This window comes from Streptomyces sp. PKA51, from assembly GCF_057552455.1.
The window spans coordinates 540,703-555,761 of the sequence record NZ_BAAJPZ010000001.1 but is presented as its reverse complement, the minus strand read 5'-3'; the positions used below and the strand labels follow the sequence as shown (position 1 = coordinate 555,761).

The following is a 15,059-nucleotide window of genomic DNA, read 5'->3' as shown; positions in this document are numbered from 1 at the left end:
TGTCAACTCAACCCATCTCAAGACCGGCGGACAGCAGAGGATTCGGTGTGGACATCCGGCACTCGGGAGGGCTGATCCACAGCGACTCGACGTCATCCGGGCGCCCCGCCCGGGGCACGGCCCGGCTTCCCGCACGCCACGCGCCCAGTGTCGGCGGGCACGGCTCGAAAAATCCCTAGAGTCGGGCATCGCCGCAGGCGGGGCGCACGGGCGGGCGGGCGAGGACGCCCTGATGGCGGGGGGTTACCAGATGGCGGCGGCGAGCACCTCGCCGTGGTCGCGCTCGCGGGCGGCCTGGCGCAGGTCGGACTCGACCATCATCTGCATCAGTTCGGGGAAGCCGACCTCCGGCTCCCAGCCCAGCGCCTCGCGGGCGCAGGTGTAGTCGGCGCACAGCGTCTCGACCTCGGCGGGGCGCACGAGGGCGGGGTCGACGACGACGTGCTCCTCCCAGTCCAGGCCGACGCACTCGAAGGCCAGGCGCGCGGCCTCCCGTACGGAGTGCATCTGCCCGGTGCCGACGACGTATTCGCCGGGCTCGTCCTGCTGCAGCATCAGGTGCATGGCGCGGACGTAGTCGCCGGCGAAGCCCCAGTCGCGCACGGCGTCGAGGTTGCCGAGGGAGAGCTTGTCCTGCAGGCCCAGCTTGATCTGGGCCACGGCCAGGGAGATCTTGCGGGTGACGAACTCGGCGCCGCGGCGGGGCGATTCGTGGTTGAAGAGGATCCCGGAGACCCCGTACATCCCGAAGGACTCGCGGTAGTTGCGGGTGATGTAGTGCCCGTAGGTCTTGGCGACGCCGTAGGGGCTGCGGGGGTGGAAGGAGGTCTGCTCGTTCTGCGGGGTCTCGACGACCTTGCCGAACATCTCCGAGGAGGACGCCTGGTAGAAGCGGATCTGCCCGGAGCCGTGCCCGCTGCCGGAGGACCTGCCCAGGCCGCTGACCATGCGGATGGCCTCCAGCATCCGCAGCACGCCGGTGCCGTTGACCTCGGTGACGAGCTCGGCCTGTTCCCAGGACATGGGGACGAAGGAGATGGCTCCGAGGTTGTAGACCTCGTCGGGCTGGACGAGGTCGACGGCGGCGACCAGGCTGGCCTGGTCCATCAGGTCGCCGTTGACGAACGACAGCTCCGGTATGAGCCGGCCCACCCGCTCCTTGCGGGGGTTGGCCTGGCCCCGGGTCAGGCCCCAGACCTGGTAGCCCTCGGCGAGGAGGTGCTCGGCCAGGTAGGAGCCGTCCTGCCCCGTGATTCCGGTGATCAGCGCGCGCTTGGACATCAGTCCCCTTTCGCAGTGCTCGGCGAGCTCACCGAATCACGCAAGGGGCTAAGGAATTTCCGAGACTTCGCGCCGCGGCGGGCACCCGACCCATGGCACAGAGGTCAGTACAATCAGGCGTTCGCAGGATCGCGTGACAAGCGGGTGAGGAGCGGGAACGTGAGCGGCTGGCACGGGCTGTACCGGGTGCGCAACGTCCACAGCGGGCTGCTGCTGGAGGTGGCGGGCGGCCGCAAGGGCAGTGGTGCCAATGTGCAGCAGGGCAAGGAGGACGGCTCGCCGGCCCAGGCGTGGCAGGTGAGCCCGGTGCACGAGGGCAGCGCCGAGTACCACTTCGTCAACGCGGGCAGCGGCAAGCGCCTGGACGTCACCGGCGCCTCCGTGGAGAACGGCGCCAACGTCCAGCAGTGGAAGGCCAACAACTACGGCGCCCAGGAGTGGCTCGTCGAGCGCCATCTGGACGACGCGGGGACGGTCAGCCTGATCAACCACGTCAGCGGCCTGCTGCTGGAGGTGGCCGACGCGGGCACCTCCCCCGGTGACAACGTCCAGCAGTGGGAGGACCGGGACCACCCGGCGCAGTGGTGGCGCCTGGAGCCGGTGGACTGATCCCGCGGCTCGATCCGGGGGGCCGATCCGGCGGGGCGATCCGTCAGCCGGCCGGGCCGTCGGTGATGCGGCGGAGCCAGTCGCGCAGCAGCAGCGTCTCGTTGGGGGTCAGTCCGGGCGCCCGGTCGCCGGTGAGCGCGGCGGCCAGGGTGGCCGCGGCGGCGTGCGGGTCGACTCCCGGGTGCTCCGCCCGGCCGTTCTCCTCGCCGGCGGCCCCATCCGTGGCCTCGGCAGCGGCTTTGCCGGTGGTTTTGTCGCTGGCTTTGTCGGCGACTCCGGTGGTGATCGCGTCGACGACCGCGTCCCGGGTGCGCCGGCAGACCTGCTCGGCCTCCTCCCCCGGGTCGGCGATCAGGGCGAGGGTGACGCCGCTGTTGGCGGCCAGGACCATGCGCGCGGCGAGCTCCGGGGCGGTGCGCAGCCGCCCGGCCAGTGCGATGCGGCGGCACAGTTCCAGCAGTGCGCCGTGGGCCTCGCGGGCGGCGGCGGGCGGGGGGCCGGTGCGCGGGGTGCCGTACATCAGGGCGTAGAAGGCCGGGTGCGTACGGCCGAACTCCACGTGGGCGTCCCAGCCGCGGCGCAGGTCCTCCACGGGGTCGCCGGTGGAGCCCGCGGCCTTCTTGCCGGCCAGGTACTGCTCGAAGCCGTGGGCGACGACCGCGTCGAGGAGCCCCTGCTTGTCGCCGAAGTGGTGGTAGAGCGTGGGCGCTCCCACGCCGGCGGCCTCGCAGACCGCCCGGGTGGAGACGGGGGCGCCGCCGGATGCGGCGAGCAGGCGGGCGGCGGCCTGGAGGATGCGGTCCCGGGGGCTGGCGGTCATGTAGCAACGATATAGGGCTCGGGGTCGGACCGATAAAGAAACCCGCCTGGCGATATAGCGGCGATACATTCTCGGGTGTATCGTCGATAGCGAGGCACGTCCGGCCGGCCTGCGGCCCCGGCGCCCGGTGGCGCCCGGCCCACGCGCGGCGGACCGGTCCCTCACCCCCTGCTCTCCCGACGAAAGAGACCCGTGTCATGACGTCCATGCGTGTTGCCCAGGTGGCCGCCCCCGGAGGGGACCTCGAGATCGTCGAGCGCGCACTCCCCGAGCCCGGCCCCGGCCACGTCCGCATCGCCGTCGAGGCGTGCGGCATCTGCCACACCGACGCCGCCTTCGTGCACAACGCCTTCCCCGACGTCCGCTTCCCGCTGGTCACCGGTCACGAGGTGGCCGGCCGCATCGACGCCCTCGGCGAGGGCGTGACCGGCTGGCAGGTCGGCGACCGGGTGGCGGTGGGCTGGTTCGGCGGACACTGCGGCCACTGCCGCCCCTGCCGCGAGGGCGACTTCATCCACTGCACCTCGCTGCAGGTGCCCGGCTGGGCCTACCCCGGCGGCTTCGCCGAGGCCATGGTCGCGCCCGTCGGCGCGCTGGCCCGCATCCCCGAGGAGCTCTCCGCCGCCGAGGCGGCGCCGCTCGGCTGCGCCGGCGTGACCACCTTCAACGCCCTGCGGCACAGCGGCGCCGGCCCCGGCGACCTGGTCGCCGTCCTGGGCCTGGGCGGCCTGGGTCACCTCGGCGTGCAGTACGCGGCGGCTCTCGGGTTCGACACCGTCGCCATCGCGCGCGGCGCCGGGAAGAAGGACCTCGCCCACAAGCTCGGGGCCCGCCACTACATCGACAGCAAGGCCACCGACGTGGCCGCGGCCCTGCAGGACCTCGGCGGCGCCAAGGTCGTCCTGGCCACGGCGGCGAACTCCGACGCGATGAGCGCCACCGTCGACGGCCTCGCCCACCGCGGCCGGCTCGTGGTGCTCGGCGCCACCCCGGAGCCGCTCACCGTCACCCCGCTGCAGCTGATCATGGGCGGCCGCACCGTGCACGGTCACCCCTCCGGCACCGCGCAGGACGTCGAGGAGACCATGGCGTTCAGTGCCCGCAACGGCATCCGCCCGATGGTGGAGACCGTGCCGCTGGAGGAGGCGGGCGCCGCGTTCGCGCGCATGCTCTCCGGCGAGGCGCGCTTCCGGATGGTCCTGACGACCGGCCGGTAGACGGTCAGCGGGAGGTGTAGGTCAGGCAGTCGGCCGCGTCCTGCAGCGCGGCCACCGTGATGCCGGGGGCCTGGCACTCCAGCCCCACGTTGTGCAGGCACCCGGACATCTTGCACGCGCCCACCCGGCCCGTGGCGGCCAGGTCGCCGCCCTTGGTGGAGTGCACGAAGAAGGTGTCGCAGCGGGCTTGCGTCGAGTCGCCCACGGTGATGGCCAGGGCGTGGCAGGCACTGTCCTGGTTGTACGCGCAGTCGGCGACCTGGCACACGGCCACCTGAGGCATCTCCACGGCGCTCTCCTCGCACGGCGGTACCGGGTTCGCACGATGCCTTCCTCGCCCGCCGCGCCACGACACCGGCGGGCGGGCCCGTTCACCCGGAAGCCGGTTCGAAGCCGGTGCGAAGCCTGTGCGAAACCGGTTCGAGGTCGCTGCGAAGCCGGTGCGAAGCCGCTGCGAAACCGGTTTGAGCAGCACGGCGACAGCCGAGAATCCTTGCGTCCCGACCCGCGCGAGTGCCTCGGAGGTCGCTCCATGCGCCGCTGTGTCGCAGCCGTCCTGACAGCTCTGCTCTCGACTGCGGCCCTGGCCGCCTCACCCGGCGGCGCCGCGCAGGCGCACGGGCCGGCCGACGCCCGTCCGGTGGTCTTCGTGCACGGCCGCAACGCCGACGCCGGCGCGTGGGACAGCATGATCACCCGGTTCAGAGCGGCGGGCACGCCCGGGGACCGGCTGTTCGCCTGGACCTACGACACCACCCGGTCGACGAACGAGGTGACCGCCGGCCTCCTGGCGCAGTACGTCGACGTGGTGCTGCGGCAAACCGGCGCCTCCCAGGTGGACATCGTCTCCCACAGCCTCGGCAGCCTCCCGAGCCGCTGGTACGTGAAGTTCGACCGGGGGCGGTCCACGGTCCGCCACTGGGTGTCCCTGGCCGGCCCCAACCACGGCACGGGCATCGCCGCGCTGTGCGCCCTGTGGGACCAGGGCTGCAAGGACATGACGCCCGGGTCGTACGTGCTGAGGAACCTCAACACCGGGGACGAGTCCCCCGGTTCCGTCGACTACACGGTCCTGTGGTCGCCCTGCGACGAGGTGATGCTCCCGCAGAACAGCCCGCAGCTGCAGGGCGCGCGCAACGTGCGCACCACCTGCCTGAGGCACAACGACCTGCTGACGGACGCCGCGGTGGCCGCGAAGGTGCGCGCGACCCTGGGGGCCGCGCACATGTGACGCGCATCACCGACGACGGCGGCACGCGTTCCGTCACACTTTCGCCGCGCGCACGGTCTACCCGGTGAACCCGCTTCCCACAGGAAGGTGACCACCATGGAGACCGTGACGGTGCGCCGCGTCATCGCCGCCCCGATTGCCGAGGTGTTCGCGTGGTGCGCCACGACCACCAACTACACCCGCAGCCCCTTCGTCCTGCGGGCGCGTCTGGCCCGGCCGGGCACGGACGCGCCCTACGGGGTGGGCGCCGTACGGCTGCACACCTGGCTGATCGGCTGGTTCCGCGAGCGGATCACCGCCTACAACGCGCCGTACGGCTTCGACTACACCGTCGAGCGCAGCTTCCCGCCCGCCCGGCACGAGCTGGGCCGCATGACCTTCACCGAGGTCGCGGACGGCACCCTGGTGGAGTGGACGACGAGCTTCCAGGCCCCGCTCGGCGCCCGGGCGACCCGCCTGCTGGCGCCCGTCGTCGGCCACGTCTTCGGCCGGATCCTCGACGCGGCGGACACGGCCCTCGCCCGGAAGTGAGGGCCGGGGGTGAGGACAGGGGGTGAGGGCCGGGGGTGAGGGCCGTGCACCGGATGCGCGCTCCCCGGCGGTCAGCGCACCGTCACGTCCCCGTCCGGCAGGTCCTCGACGCTCACCTCGGCCTGCGGCACACCCAGGCCGCGCGCCACGGCGGCGGCGATGCCCGCGGGGTCGGGCTGCGTGGGGTAGGGCACCTGCTCGTCGGGGCCGTAGGCCTCGACGGCCTTGGCGAAGTAGCCGGGGTGCCAGGCGCCGACGGCGCCCTTGACCTCCACCGAGGTCACGCGCCGCGCCCCGGCGGCCCGGCGCAGGGCGGGCAGGATCGCGTCCGAGCGGTACTCGCCCGGCACCTGGAACAGGCTGGCGTGGGCGCCCGCCTTGGCCCCGCCCGCCAGGCGGACGGTCACCGTCAGACAGCTGGTCACCGAGGGGTAGAGGATGGCCTGTCCGGGGGCGGCCTCGCGCACCTGACCCTCCGTGATGCGCACCGGATCGGTCGCCTTCGCACGCGCCGGGGCGGCGGCCGCGGCGTGGTCGTACGAGGGGGCGGGCGCGGCGGCGGCCGCGGGCGCCGTCAGCCCGGCGAGCAGGGCGACGGCGGCGAGGGTGTGGGGTATGGCGGCTGCGGGCACGGGTGTTTCCTTCACGTCTCGGTCGGTGGTCGGGCGCGCGGGCCGGTGATGTCGGACCCCCTTGGCAGACTCGGTGGCAGGTCCACCCCCTGCACCGAAGGACGCCATGCTCACCACCCTCGCAGTCGAAAACTACCGTTCCCTGCGGCGCCTGATCGTTCCGCTGGAGCGGCTCACCGTGGTCTCGGGCGCGAACGGCACGGGCAAGTCCAGCCTGTACCGGGCGCTGCGGCTGCTGGCCGACGCCGCCGACGGCGGTGCGGTAGCGGCCCTCGCGCGCGAGGGCGGGCTGCCGTCGGCCCTGTGGGCGGGCGACCGGCGCGGCAGCGGCCGCTCCCCGGTGGTGAGTCTGAAACTGGGCTTCTCCGGCGAGGAGTTCGGCTATGCGGTCGACTTCGGCCACCCCATCGGCGCGGGGGCGCCGTCGATGTTCGGCCGCGATCCCGAGATCAAACGGGAGTGCACCTGGGCCGGTCCCGTGCTGCGGCCCTCGGCCCTGCTGTCGGACCGTTCCGGCCCGTCCGTGCGCACCCGCACCGCCGACGGCAGCTGGCACCGGTCGGTGAACGCCCTGCGCCCGTACGACAGCATGCTCGGCGAGCTCGCCGACCCCCGCCTCGCCCCCGATCTGCTGCGGCTGCGCGAGCACATGCGCTCCTGGCGGTTCTACGACCACGTGCGCACCGATGCCCACGCGCCCGCCCGCGCCGCCCGGGTCGGCACCCGCACCCCGGTGCTCGGCCACGACGGTGCCGACCTCGCCGCGGCGCTGCAGACGATCCGGGAGATCGGCGACCACGAGGCCCTGGCCGCGGCCGTGGACGCCGCGTTCCCGGGCAGCACCGTGCAGATCGCCGACCAGGGCGGGCGTTTCGAGCTGCTGCTGCACCAGCGCGGGATGCTGCGCCCGCTGGGCGCGGCCGAGCTCTCCGACGGCACCCTGCGCTACCTGCTGTGGACGGCGGCGCTGCTCACCCCGCGCCCGCCGGCGCTGCTCGTGCTCAACGAGCCCGAGTCGAGCCTGCACCCCGATCTGCTGCCTCCGCTGGCGGACCTGATCCTCACGGCGGCCCGGGACACCCAGATCGTGGTGGTCACCCATGCGCAGGAGCTGGCCGCGGCCCTCGCCCGCGGCGCGCGCAGCCACCGCATCGGCACCGCCTCGCTCACCCTGGTCAAGGACGCCTCGGGGCGTACGGAGGTCGCCGGGCGCGAGGGTCCGCTGGACGAGCCGCTGTGGCACTGGCCCAAGCGCTGACGTCGCGGCGGGCGCGGGCGCATACCGGCGGCCGTACGGGGTACCCGATTCCACCGTAGGTGTGCGCTTGAGGACCGACGAAGCGGACCGGGAGCACGCATGACGATGTGGCAGGCGCCTGCGGCGCCGGGCCCCGGTCACCGGCGGCCCTGGCTGCGGATCTTCTTCTCGGGGCTGGTGCTGTGGCTGCTGACGGTGGCGGTCACCTTCGTGACCGGCAACCCCAACCTCGTCCCGACCCTGGTGCTGCTGGGCAGTTTCCTGGTGCCGGTCACCTTCGTGGCCTGGGCCTTCGAGCGCAGGGACACCGGTGAGCTGACGCCGACCCTCGTCTTCGGCACGTTCCTGACGGGCGGGGTGCTGGGGGTGCTGGCCGCGTCGGTCCTGGAGACGTACCTGCTGCATCCCTCGCCGTGGCTGTTCGCCGGGGTCGGGCTGATCGAGGAAGCGGTCAAGCTGTGCACCCTGGCGTTCCTCACCCGGCACCTGGCCACCAAGTCCGTCCGCGACGGCATGGTGCTGGGCGCGGCGGTGGGCTTCGGCTTCGCCGCACTGGAGTCGGCCGGCTACGCCTTCACGGCCCTGTTCACCGTCCGCGGCCTGTCGTTGATGCAGCTGGTGCAGACCGAGGTCCTGCGGGGCCTGCTGTCCCCGGTCGGTCACGGGCTGTGGACCGCGATCCTGGGCGGTGTGCTGTTCTCCCCCAGCACCCGGGACCACGTCGTCGTCACCGGGCGCCTGGTCCTGGCCTACCTGGGCGTCTCCGCGCTGCACGCCCTGTGGGACTCGATGCACGACATCGCCCTGATCGTGACCCTGCTGCTGACCGGTACGCCCGGCCAGTACGAGCTGCTGCGCAACGGCTGGCTGCCCCGGCCCACCCAGGAGCAGATCGACGTGTTCACGGTGCTCTCCTGGGGCGGCCTGGCGCTCGTCGGCGCCGTGGGCGTGGCCTGGCTGCTGGCCGAGGCCCGTGCGGCCCGCCGGGCCCCGGCCGGCCGGGCGGGGCCCGGCGGGTGGCGCATCCCCGTCCGTCCGGGGCCGTGAGCCGCCGGGTCCGGTGTCAGCCGTTGCCGGGGGCCGTGGCCGAGAGCGGGGCGGCGATGTCCTCCAGGGAGCGGCGTTCGGCGGGCATGGCGAGGAAGGCCGCGACGAGGCCGGCGGCCGTCATCAGGGCGGCGCCGATGCAGAAGGCGAGCACCGTGTCGCCGACGGCGCCGGTGCCGGTCAGCCGGGAGAACAGCAGCGGCCCGGTGATCCCGCCGGCGGCCGTGCCGACGGCGTAGAAGAAGGCGATGGCCAGGGCGCGGGTCTCCATGGGGAAGACCTCGCTGACCGTCAGGTACGCGCTGCTGGCGCCGGCGGAGGCGAAGAAGAGCACCGCGCACCAGCAGGCCGTCAGGCCGGCGGCGTTCAGGGTGCCACGGCCGAAGAGCCAGGCGGTGGCGAACAGCAGCAGCCCGCTGACCACGTACGTCCCGGTGATCATCGGGCGGCGGCCGAGGGTGTCGAAGAGCCGGCCCAGCAGCAGCGGCCCGAGGAAGTTGCCGAAGGCGATGACGGCGAAGTAGTAGCCGGTGTGCCCGGAGGGCACCGCGAAGAAGCGGGTGAGGATCGCCCCGAACCCGAAGGTGATGGAGTTGTACAGGAACGCCTGGCCGATGAAGAGGGCGAGGCCCAGCGCGGCCCGGCGCGGGTAGGAGCGGAAGACGGTGCGGGCGACGGTGCCGAAGCCGGTGGCGTCGCGCTGGTGGACGGTGATGCTGCCCCGCGCGGGCGGGAGGGGGCGTCCGGTGTCGTCGGCGACGCGCCGCTCGATGGACGCCACGAGTTCCTCGGCCTCCTCGCCGCGGCCGTGGATGAACAGCCAGCGCGGTGACTCGGGGACGTGCCGGCGCACCAGCAGGATCACCAGTCCCAGGACGAGGCCGAGGCCGAAGGTGAGCCGCCAGCCGAGGTCGGCGGGCAGGACGTCGGTGTCCAGCATGACGATCGACAACAGCGATCCGCCGACCGCGCCGATCCAGAAGCTGCCGTTGATCAGCAGGTCGACACGGCCGCGGTGGGCGGCCGGGATCAGCTCGTCCACCGCGGAGTTGATGGCCGCGTACTCGCCGCCGATGCCGCAGCCCGTCAGGAACCGGAAGAGGAAGAACCACCAGGACTGGAAGGACAGCCCGGTCAGTGCGGTGGCCGCCAGGTACAGGGCCAGGGTGAGCAGGAAGAGCCTCTTGCGGCCGTGACGGTCGGTCAGCCAGCCGAAGAACAGCGCCCCGGTGCAGGCGCCGGCCACGTACAGGGCCGCCGCGAGGCCGGTGACCTCGGCGCTGGTGATCGGCAGTCCGCTGCCGGGTTCCGCCAGCCGGGAGGCGATGTTGCCGACGACGGTCACCTCCAGCCCGTCGAGTATCCACACCGTCCCGAGCCCGATCACCACCGTCCAGTGCCAGCGGGACCAGGGCAGCCGGTCCAGGCGCGCCGGGATCGACGTCGTGAGCGTCCCGTCCCGGCCCCCGGACCGCTGATCGGCCATTGCCATGAGCACCCCCTTCTGCCTGGGTCCTCGCCTTCCCCGGGGGTGCGGTGGGCATGCCCTTGCCGGACGGCTCCGCCGCGCAGCGCCGCCACCGGCCTTGGAGAGTAAAATGCCCCCTGTGCGAGCCATGCGCGGTGCATCCCGCGAAGGGATGCGTGCAGCTTCGTGATCACGCTGGGCGTCGAGGAGGAATACCTCCTGCTGGACCCGGACCGGGCACTGCCGGTGCCCCTGTCCGAGCAGGTCCAGGAGATCGCCGGCTTCGGGACCATCGCGGAGGAGGGCGAACTGCGCCCCGAGCTGCTGCAGGCGCAGCTGGAGGTCGCCACCCCCGTCTGCCGGGAGCTCTCCGAGCTCGGCGGGCACCTGCTGCGGCTGCGGCACGCCGCCGGGGCCGCGGCCGAGCGGGCCGGCTGCCGGGCCGTCGCCTCCGGAGCCGCGCCGCTGTGCGACAGCCTCGCCCCCGAGGTCACCCCCAAGCCGCGCTATCTGCGCCTGCGCGAGCAGGGCGCGCGCCTGGTCGACGAGCAGCTCGTCAACGGCATGCACGTGCACGTGGCCGTGGCGGACCGCGCCCGGGGCGTCTCCGCCCTGAACCGGCTGCGCCCCTGGCTGCCCCTGCTGGTGGCGATGAGCGCCAACTCCCCCCTGTGGCAGGGGCAGGACACCGGGTTCGCCAGCTGGCGCACCGTCGTCTACGGGCGCTGGCCCGTCTCCGGTCCGCCGCCCCGGTTCGCCGGCCGCACCGACTACAACCGCCGGGTGCAGGCCCTGGTCGCGGCGGGAGCCATCGCCGACACCGGGCAGGTCTACTGGCAGGCGCGCCTGTCCGACCGCTATCCCACGCTGGAGGTCCGCTGCTTCGACGTCCAGCTCACGGCGGACGAGGCCGTGATGTTCGCCGGCCTCGTCCGTGCCCTGGTGGCCACCGGCCTGCGCCAGGAACGCGAGGGCGCGCCGGTGCCCCCGTGCGCCCACGAGATGCTGTGCGCCGCGAACTGGCACGCCGCCCGCTACGGCCTGCAGGGCAGGCTCATCGACACGCGGGGCCGGCAGCGTCCCGCCGGCGACCTCGTGTGCGAGCTCGTCGAGCACATCACGCCCGCCCTCGACGAGTACGGCGACACCCGCGAGGTCACCTCCCTCCTGCACCGCTTCCTGCAGCGGGGCAACCCCGCCGGCCGACAGCGCCAGGCCCTGGCGGAGGGCGGCTTCCCGGCCCTGCTCGACCTCATCACCCTCGAAGGCAGCGCCGGTTGAGGCGCATGTGAGTCCGGACACCTCGCGGGCGCATCCCGCGTGGGAGCCGGGGCCCGGGGCACACGTCCGGTCGGACGGCCTCGCCGCAAGGGGAAGTTCCGGAGGACGTCCAGGAGGAAGGAGGAAAAGGAGGATGGAACGTCATGCTGTTCCTCGTCGTGGCTCTCTTCCTGCTCGGTCTGCTGTGCGGCACCGCCGCGCACGTACCGCTACCGGTCACGCTCGCGTCCGCGGCGGTGATCTGCGCGTGGATCGCGCTGTTCGCCCTGCGGGAGCGCCGCCGGACGCACCGGCACAGGAGCTGACGGCGCGCCGGGACGCCGACCTGATGGCCGTGTGGTCGTTCGTCACCGGCCTGGTCGGACTCCTGGTGTTCAACGTCGTCCTGGGCCCGTGCGCCCTCGTCCTGGGCGGGACCGCGCTGACCCGCGGCACCGCGCGGCGCTTCCGCGCCGTGCTGGGCATGGTCCTGGGCGCGGCCGGGCTGCTGCTGTTCGTCGTGCTGTCCTTCGTGCAGGGCACGCCCAGCTGGTTCACGGAGGGCTGAGGGCCCTCGGGTCACCGGCTCGCGTTGTTGCCCTCGTTCTCCTCCCGTTCGCCCTCGGCCTGCGACGGCGTGGTGCGCGTGGTCATGGGGTGCGTCTCGTGCAGGGGCTTGCCGTGCGCGTCCTCCATGTCCTCCTCGTCACGCTCGCCCTCGGCCTGCGACGGCGTCGTGTACTCGCTCATCACGTACTCCTTGAGGTCCTGACGTGGCGGGGGCTCACGCACACTCGTAGCCGCACGGGGCCCGCTCCAAAGAGGTCGGGGGATGCGTTCACCCGTTCGGCTCAACACGGAGGGAAGTCCGCTTGCCGTGCGCGACGGGCGGGAACCGCACGAGAGTCCCCCGCCGCACGCAGCGAAAGGTCCCCCATGGCCCTCCCCGAGCCCATCGAGCCCGGCGACGTCGTCCTGACCCGAGGGACCGGATGGGTCTCGCGGGCGATCTGCCTCGTGGACGACAGCGAGGTCAGCCACGCCGCGCTCGCCCTGGACGCCGACACCGTCGCCGAGGCCGTCGGCAAGGGTCTGCGCACGGTCACCTTCGAGCAGGCCATGGACGAGCACGACCTGGCCGTCGGGCGCACCCTGGCCACGCCCGCCGACATGTCCCCGGTCCTGGAGGTGGCACGCGGCTACCTCGCCCGTCCGGTCTCCTACGCCCATCAGCAGATCGTGCTGCTCGCGGTCCTGTGCACGACCCGGCGGGTGCCGCTGCCCCCGGGCGGGCGCCGCATGGTGCGCACCGTTCTCGACCAGGCCGCCTGCGCCGTCAACGCCATGGCCGAGCGCGGCCGGCAGCCCATGATCTGCTCCGAGTTCGTCGCCCGCTGCCACGGCGAGGCCCGGCCCTGCGAGCCGTACATGCTCAAGATCGGCGGCGACGAGGCCGCGGCCGAGGGGCGCACGCTCCTGGAGTGGGCGCACTCCCACCCGGGGCTGTCCCGCCTGCCCGTGCCGGAGGCCGCCGGCGCCTTCGATGCGGCCGCCGCGGAGAAGGCGCTCGCTCCCCTGGTCTCCGCCTATGCCACCGCCGTCGGGCGCACCGACTTCCTGCCGCTCGGGCACGCCCTGCCGGTCTCGGCTCCCCCGGCCGAGCCGGGCGAGAGCGAGCTCCTGGCCTCCATGACGGCCTTCGGCAACGCCCTGCACCGCGCCGCGCGGCCGCGGGAGCACCACGGGCCCGTCCCGCCCGGCGAGGCGCTGGAGCAGATCCGGGCCATGGCGGCCGCGCCGGACTTCGTCACCCCCGGGGACCTGATGCGCACCGCCTCGCTGACCGAGCACTTCCGGCTGTCGGTGCCCGTGCCCGGCAGGGCCGGGGGCACGCCCGGCACGCCGCTCGGCAGCCTGCTGCGCCGCCGCTGACGCGCGCCCCGGGGCCCGGACCGTGTCCGCGCCGGCGCTGGCCGTGCTCTTCGCCCTCCTGGCGGCGGTGAGCAACGCCCTGGCGACGGTGCTGCAGCGCAAGGCCGCCCAGGACGTGCCGCAGGCCCACGCCTTCAGCTTCCGGCTGATGCTCGACCTGCTGCACACCCCGGTGTGGCTGGGCGGCATCGCGGCGGTGATCTGCGCCGCCGCCTGCCAGGCCCTCGCCCTGACCTTCGGCAGCCTCGCGCTCGTGCAGCCCCTGTTCGTCAGCGAACTGCCCTTCGCCCTGGTCATCGCCTCGTTCGTGCTGCATCGCCGGCTGCCCGGGTACGGCTGGGCCGCCGTGGTCATGGTCGCCGCCGGACTCGCGCTGGCACTGGCGGCGGCCGCTCCGCACGGCGGCCGGGCGCAGGTCCCCGCGGACGTGTGGGCGTACACCCTGATCGCCGCGACCGCGGTGACCGGCGGGTGCGTGGGGGTGGCCCTGCGCCGTCCCGGCGGCCGGGCGCGGGCCGCGCTGTTCGGTGCGGCGGCGGCCATCGGGTACGCGGTCACGGCGGCGCTGATGAAGGCGGCGGCCATCACGTTCGAGCAGGACGGCACCGCGGCGTTCTTCACCGACTGGCAGACGTACGGCTTCTTCGCGACCGGCGCCTGTGCGCTGTTCCTGCTGTCGAACGCGATGCAGTCGGGCCCGCTGGTCGCCTCCCAGCCCGCGCTCACCCTGGGCGACGCGACCGTCAGCCTGATCCTGGGGATGCTCGTCTTCCACGAGCACATCCGCACCGGCTGGTGGCTGCTGCCCGAGGCCGTGGGCGTGCTGCTGATCGTCATCGGTACCACGATCCTGCCCCGGGTGCCGTACGCGCAGACCCTCCGGTGAGCGCTGACGCGTCGGGGGCATGGGACGGTGGCGCTCGGGTGTGCGCCGGGGAGCGCGGAGGCGGGCATGCCGCCTGGCGCGGCCGGCCGCGTGCGGGGAGCATGCGCAGCAGACGCTGCGGTGAGTCGCCCCGCAGGCCCGGGCGAAAGGACACCCGATGGCGCTACCCAATCTGCTGGTCGTCCTCGCCGTGCTGCTGTGGGCGGCCTACGAGCTGATCCTGCGCCGCCGGGAGGAGGCCGGTACGGCCAGCTGGCAGGCCGGGGCCGACGACCGCGGCAGCACCCGGCTGCTGCTCGGCTCCTACCTGGTGGCCGTGGTCGTCGTGGCCGGGCTGTCGGCCGCCTCGGTCGCCCAACTGCCGGTGAGGTGGCGGTGGGCGGGCGTCGTGCTGGCGGTGGCGGGCCTCGCGGTCCGGGCCTGGGGCATGCGGACGCTGGGCCGGTACTACACGCGCACCCTGCGCACGGACGAGGGCCAGCGCCTGGTCCAGGAGGGCCCGTACCGCCTGGTCCGCCACCCCGGCTACTGCGGCAGCCTGCTGGTGTGGGCGGGCTACGCGCTGGCGGTCGGCGGCTGGCTCGCCTTCGTCCTGGTCACGGGCCTGCTGCTGGTGGCGTACGGCTGGCGGATCCGCGCGGAGGAGGAGCTGCTGCTGGCCTCGTTCGGCGAGGAGTACGCCGACTACCGGCGCCGCACCAAACGGCTGGTGCCGTACGTGTACTGACCGGCTGTAGGGAGCGGGCGGCCCTTGGACCCGGTCCGGCGATCTTCGTCACGCGGCACCACTGCGCCCCGTAAGGGGCGCGGGGAACTGCGTGACAAGCCACAATGCGCCCGCAGATGCGAAGATGGAGTGCCGCGACGACACTGCCCCGCGCCCCCTA

At 73.6% G+C, this 15,059-nt stretch carries 18 protein-coding genes; 12 read left to right on the top strand and 6 right to left on the bottom strand.

Features of this window, described 5'->3' with window-relative positions; genetic code table 11:
* Positions 1 to 243: 243 nt before the first annotated feature.
* Positions 244 to 1,281, bottom strand: a complete 1,038-nt coding sequence (locus tag AC27L3_RS02200) for a GDP-mannose 4,6-dehydratase (RefSeq protein ID WP_487232244.1) — start codon at positions 1,279 to 1,281, stop codon at positions 244 to 246.
* A 159-nt stretch (positions 1,282 to 1,440) separates the two neighbouring features.
* Between AC27L3_RS02200 and AC27L3_RS02195 the strand changes: the two genes are divergently transcribed.
* The gene (locus AC27L3_RS02195; RefSeq protein ID WP_487232243.1) at positions 1,441 to 1,890 is read left to right on the top strand and encodes an RICIN domain-containing protein; all 450 of its coding nucleotides are present in this window, start codon (positions 1,441 to 1,443) and stop codon (positions 1,888 to 1,890) included.
* Between the two features lie 43 nt (positions 1,891 to 1,933).
* Here the strand turns inward: AC27L3_RS02195 and AC27L3_RS02190 are convergent, their stop codons facing one another.
* Positions 1,934 to 2,710: a TetR/AcrR family transcriptional regulator gene (locus tag AC27L3_RS02190; RefSeq protein WP_487232242.1), complete on the bottom strand. Its 777-nt coding sequence runs from the start codon at positions 2,708 to 2,710 to the stop codon at positions 1,934 to 1,936.
* Between the two features lie 197 nt (positions 2,711 to 2,907).
* On the opposite strand from AC27L3_RS02190, the gene AC27L3_RS02185 reads away from it, so the two are divergent.
* On the top strand, positions 2,908 to 3,927 hold the full coding sequence (locus AC27L3_RS02185) for an alcohol dehydrogenase (protein WP_487232241.1): 1,020 nt from the start codon (positions 2,908 to 2,910) through the stop codon (positions 3,925 to 3,927).
* A 4-nt stretch (positions 3,928 to 3,931) separates the two neighbouring features.
* Here AC27L3_RS02185 and AC27L3_RS02180 read toward each other — a convergent pair whose 3' ends face one another.
* Entirely contained in the window at positions 3,932 to 4,210 is a 279-nt protein-coding gene (locus AC27L3_RS02180; RefSeq protein ID WP_487232303.1) for a DUF1540 domain-containing protein, read from the bottom strand.
* Positions 4,211 to 4,459: 249 nt separating this feature from the next.
* On the opposite strand from AC27L3_RS02180, the gene AC27L3_RS02175 reads away from it, so the two are divergent.
* Positions 4,460 to 5,158: an esterase/lipase family protein gene (locus AC27L3_RS02175; protein WP_487232240.1), complete on the top strand. Its 699-nt coding sequence runs from the start codon at positions 4,460 to 4,462 to the stop codon at positions 5,156 to 5,158.
* Positions 5,159 to 5,254: 96 nt separating this feature from the next.
* Positions 5,255 to 5,689, top strand: a complete 435-nt coding sequence (locus AC27L3_RS02170) for an SRPBCC family protein (RefSeq protein WP_487232239.1) — start codon at positions 5,255 to 5,257, stop codon at positions 5,687 to 5,689.
* Positions 5,690 to 5,760: 71 nt separating this feature from the next.
* On the opposite strand, the gene AC27L3_RS02165 is transcribed toward AC27L3_RS02170, so the two are convergent.
* Complete coding sequence (locus AC27L3_RS02165) at positions 5,761 to 6,321, bottom strand: hypothetical protein (protein WP_487232238.1); 561 nt, start codon at positions 6,319 to 6,321, stop codon at positions 5,761 to 5,763.
* Positions 6,322 to 6,427: 106 nt separating this feature from the next.
* On the opposite strand from AC27L3_RS02165, the gene AC27L3_RS02160 reads away from it, so the two are divergent.
* On the top strand, positions 6,428 to 7,579 hold the full coding sequence (locus AC27L3_RS02160) for an AAA family ATPase (protein ID WP_487232237.1): 1,152 nt from the start codon (positions 6,428 to 6,430) through the stop codon (positions 7,577 to 7,579).
* A gap of 99 nt (positions 7,580 to 7,678) precedes the next feature.
* Positions 7,679 to 8,626 (top strand): PrsW family intramembrane metalloprotease, encoded by a 948-nt coding sequence (locus AC27L3_RS02155; RefSeq protein WP_487232236.1) that lies wholly within the window; start codon positions 7,679 to 7,681, stop codon positions 8,624 to 8,626.
* Positions 8,627 to 8,642: 16 nt separating this feature from the next.
* Here the strand turns inward: AC27L3_RS02155 and AC27L3_RS02150 are convergent, their stop codons facing one another.
* Entirely contained in the window at positions 8,643 to 10,118 is a 1,476-nt protein-coding gene (locus AC27L3_RS02150; protein ID WP_487232235.1) for an MFS transporter, read from the bottom strand.
* A gap of 162 nt (positions 10,119 to 10,280) precedes the next feature.
* Between AC27L3_RS02150 and AC27L3_RS02145 the strand changes: the two genes are divergently transcribed.
* The 3 genes from AC27L3_RS02145 to AC27L3_RS02135 all read left to right on the top strand — a co-directional run bounded on the left by AC27L3_RS02145 (position 10,281) and on the right by AC27L3_RS02135 (position 11,922).
* Positions 10,281 to 11,375 (top strand): carboxylate-amine ligase, encoded by a 1,095-nt coding sequence (locus AC27L3_RS02145; RefSeq protein ID WP_487232234.1) that lies wholly within the window; start codon positions 10,281 to 10,283, stop codon positions 11,373 to 11,375.
* 143 nt (positions 11,376 to 11,518) lie between these two features.
* Positions 11,519 to 11,680: a hypothetical protein gene (locus tag AC27L3_RS02140; protein WP_487232233.1), complete on the top strand. Its 162-nt coding sequence runs from the start codon at positions 11,519 to 11,521 to the stop codon at positions 11,678 to 11,680.
* Complete coding sequence (locus tag AC27L3_RS02135) at positions 11,623 to 11,922, top strand: DUF4190 domain-containing protein (protein ID WP_487232232.1); 300 nt, start codon at positions 11,623 to 11,625, stop codon at positions 11,920 to 11,922. Before AC27L3_RS02140 ends, AC27L3_RS02135 begins: the two co-directional genes overlap by 58 nt.
* Before the next feature lie 11 nt (positions 11,923 to 11,933).
* Here the strand turns inward: AC27L3_RS02135 and AC27L3_RS02130 are convergent, their stop codons facing one another.
* Complete coding sequence (locus AC27L3_RS02130; protein ID WP_487232231.1) at positions 11,934 to 12,104, bottom strand: hypothetical protein; 171 nt, start codon at positions 12,102 to 12,104, stop codon at positions 11,934 to 11,936.
* A gap of 186 nt (positions 12,105 to 12,290) precedes the next feature.
* On the opposite strand from AC27L3_RS02130, the gene AC27L3_RS02125 reads away from it, so the two are divergent.
* From AC27L3_RS02125 to AC27L3_RS02115, 3 genes are all read left to right on the top strand, one after another.
* Positions 12,291 to 13,286, top strand: coding sequence for a C40 family peptidase (locus AC27L3_RS02125; protein WP_487232230.1), 996 nt, complete (start codon positions 12,291 to 12,293; stop codon positions 13,284 to 13,286).
* A gap of 22 nt (positions 13,287 to 13,308) precedes the next feature.
* Positions 13,309 to 14,172: a DMT family transporter gene (locus AC27L3_RS02120; RefSeq protein ID WP_487232229.1), complete on the top strand. Its 864-nt coding sequence runs from the start codon at positions 13,309 to 13,311 to the stop codon at positions 14,170 to 14,172.
* 157 nt (positions 14,173 to 14,329) lie between these two features.
* Entirely contained in the window at positions 14,330 to 14,899 is a 570-nt protein-coding gene (locus AC27L3_RS02115) for a methyltransferase family protein (protein ID WP_487232228.1), read from the top strand.
* Positions 14,900 to 15,059: the final 160 nt, after the last annotated feature.

Bases quoted from the DNA above. Each gene is read 5' to 3' on its own strand.
- AC27L3_RS02130 (WP_487232231.1), bottom strand. From the start codon at position 12,104: ATGAGCGAGTACACGACGCCGTCGCAGGCCGAGGGCGAGCGTGACGAG.
- AC27L3_RS02155 (WP_487232236.1), top strand. From the start codon at position 7,679: ATGACGATGTGGCAGGCGCCTGCGGCGCCGGGCCCCGGTCACCGGCGG.
- AC27L3_RS02170 (WP_487232239.1), top strand. From the start codon at position 5,255: ATGGAGACCGTGACGGTGCGCCGCGTCATCGCCGCCCCGATTGCCGAG.
- AC27L3_RS02140 (WP_487232233.1), top strand. From the start codon at position 11,519: ATGCTGTTCCTCGTCGTGGCTCTCTTCCTGCTCGGTCTGCTGTGCGGC.
- AC27L3_RS02180 (WP_487232303.1), bottom strand. From the start codon at position 4,210: ATGCCTCAGGTGGCCGTGTGCCAGGTCGCCGACTGCGCGTACAACCAG.
- AC27L3_RS02185 (WP_487232241.1), top strand. From the start codon at position 2,908: ATGACGTCCATGCGTGTTGCCCAGGTGGCCGCCCCCGGAGGGGACCTC.
- AC27L3_RS02125 (WP_487232230.1), top strand. From the start codon at position 12,291: ATGGCCCTCCCCGAGCCCATCGAGCCCGGCGACGTCGTCCTGACCCGA.
- AC27L3_RS02160 (WP_487232237.1), top strand. From the start codon at position 6,428: ATGCTCACCACCCTCGCAGTCGAAAACTACCGTTCCCTGCGGCGCCTG.
- AC27L3_RS02190 (WP_487232242.1), bottom strand. From the start codon at position 2,710: ATGACCGCCAGCCCCCGGGACCGCATCCTCCAGGCCGCCGCCCGCCTG.
- AC27L3_RS02115 (WP_487232228.1), top strand. From the start codon at position 14,330: ATGGCGCTACCCAATCTGCTGGTCGTCCTCGCCGTGCTGCTGTGGGCG.
- AC27L3_RS02200 (WP_487232244.1), bottom strand. From the start codon at position 1,281: ATGTCCAAGCGCGCGCTGATCACCGGAATCACGGGGCAGGACGGCTCC.
- AC27L3_RS02175 (WP_487232240.1), top strand. From the start codon at position 4,460: ATGCGCCGCTGTGTCGCAGCCGTCCTGACAGCTCTGCTCTCGACTGCG.
- AC27L3_RS02150 (WP_487232235.1), bottom strand. From the start codon at position 10,118: ATGGCAATGGCCGATCAGCGGTCCGGGGGCCGGGACGGGACGCTCACG.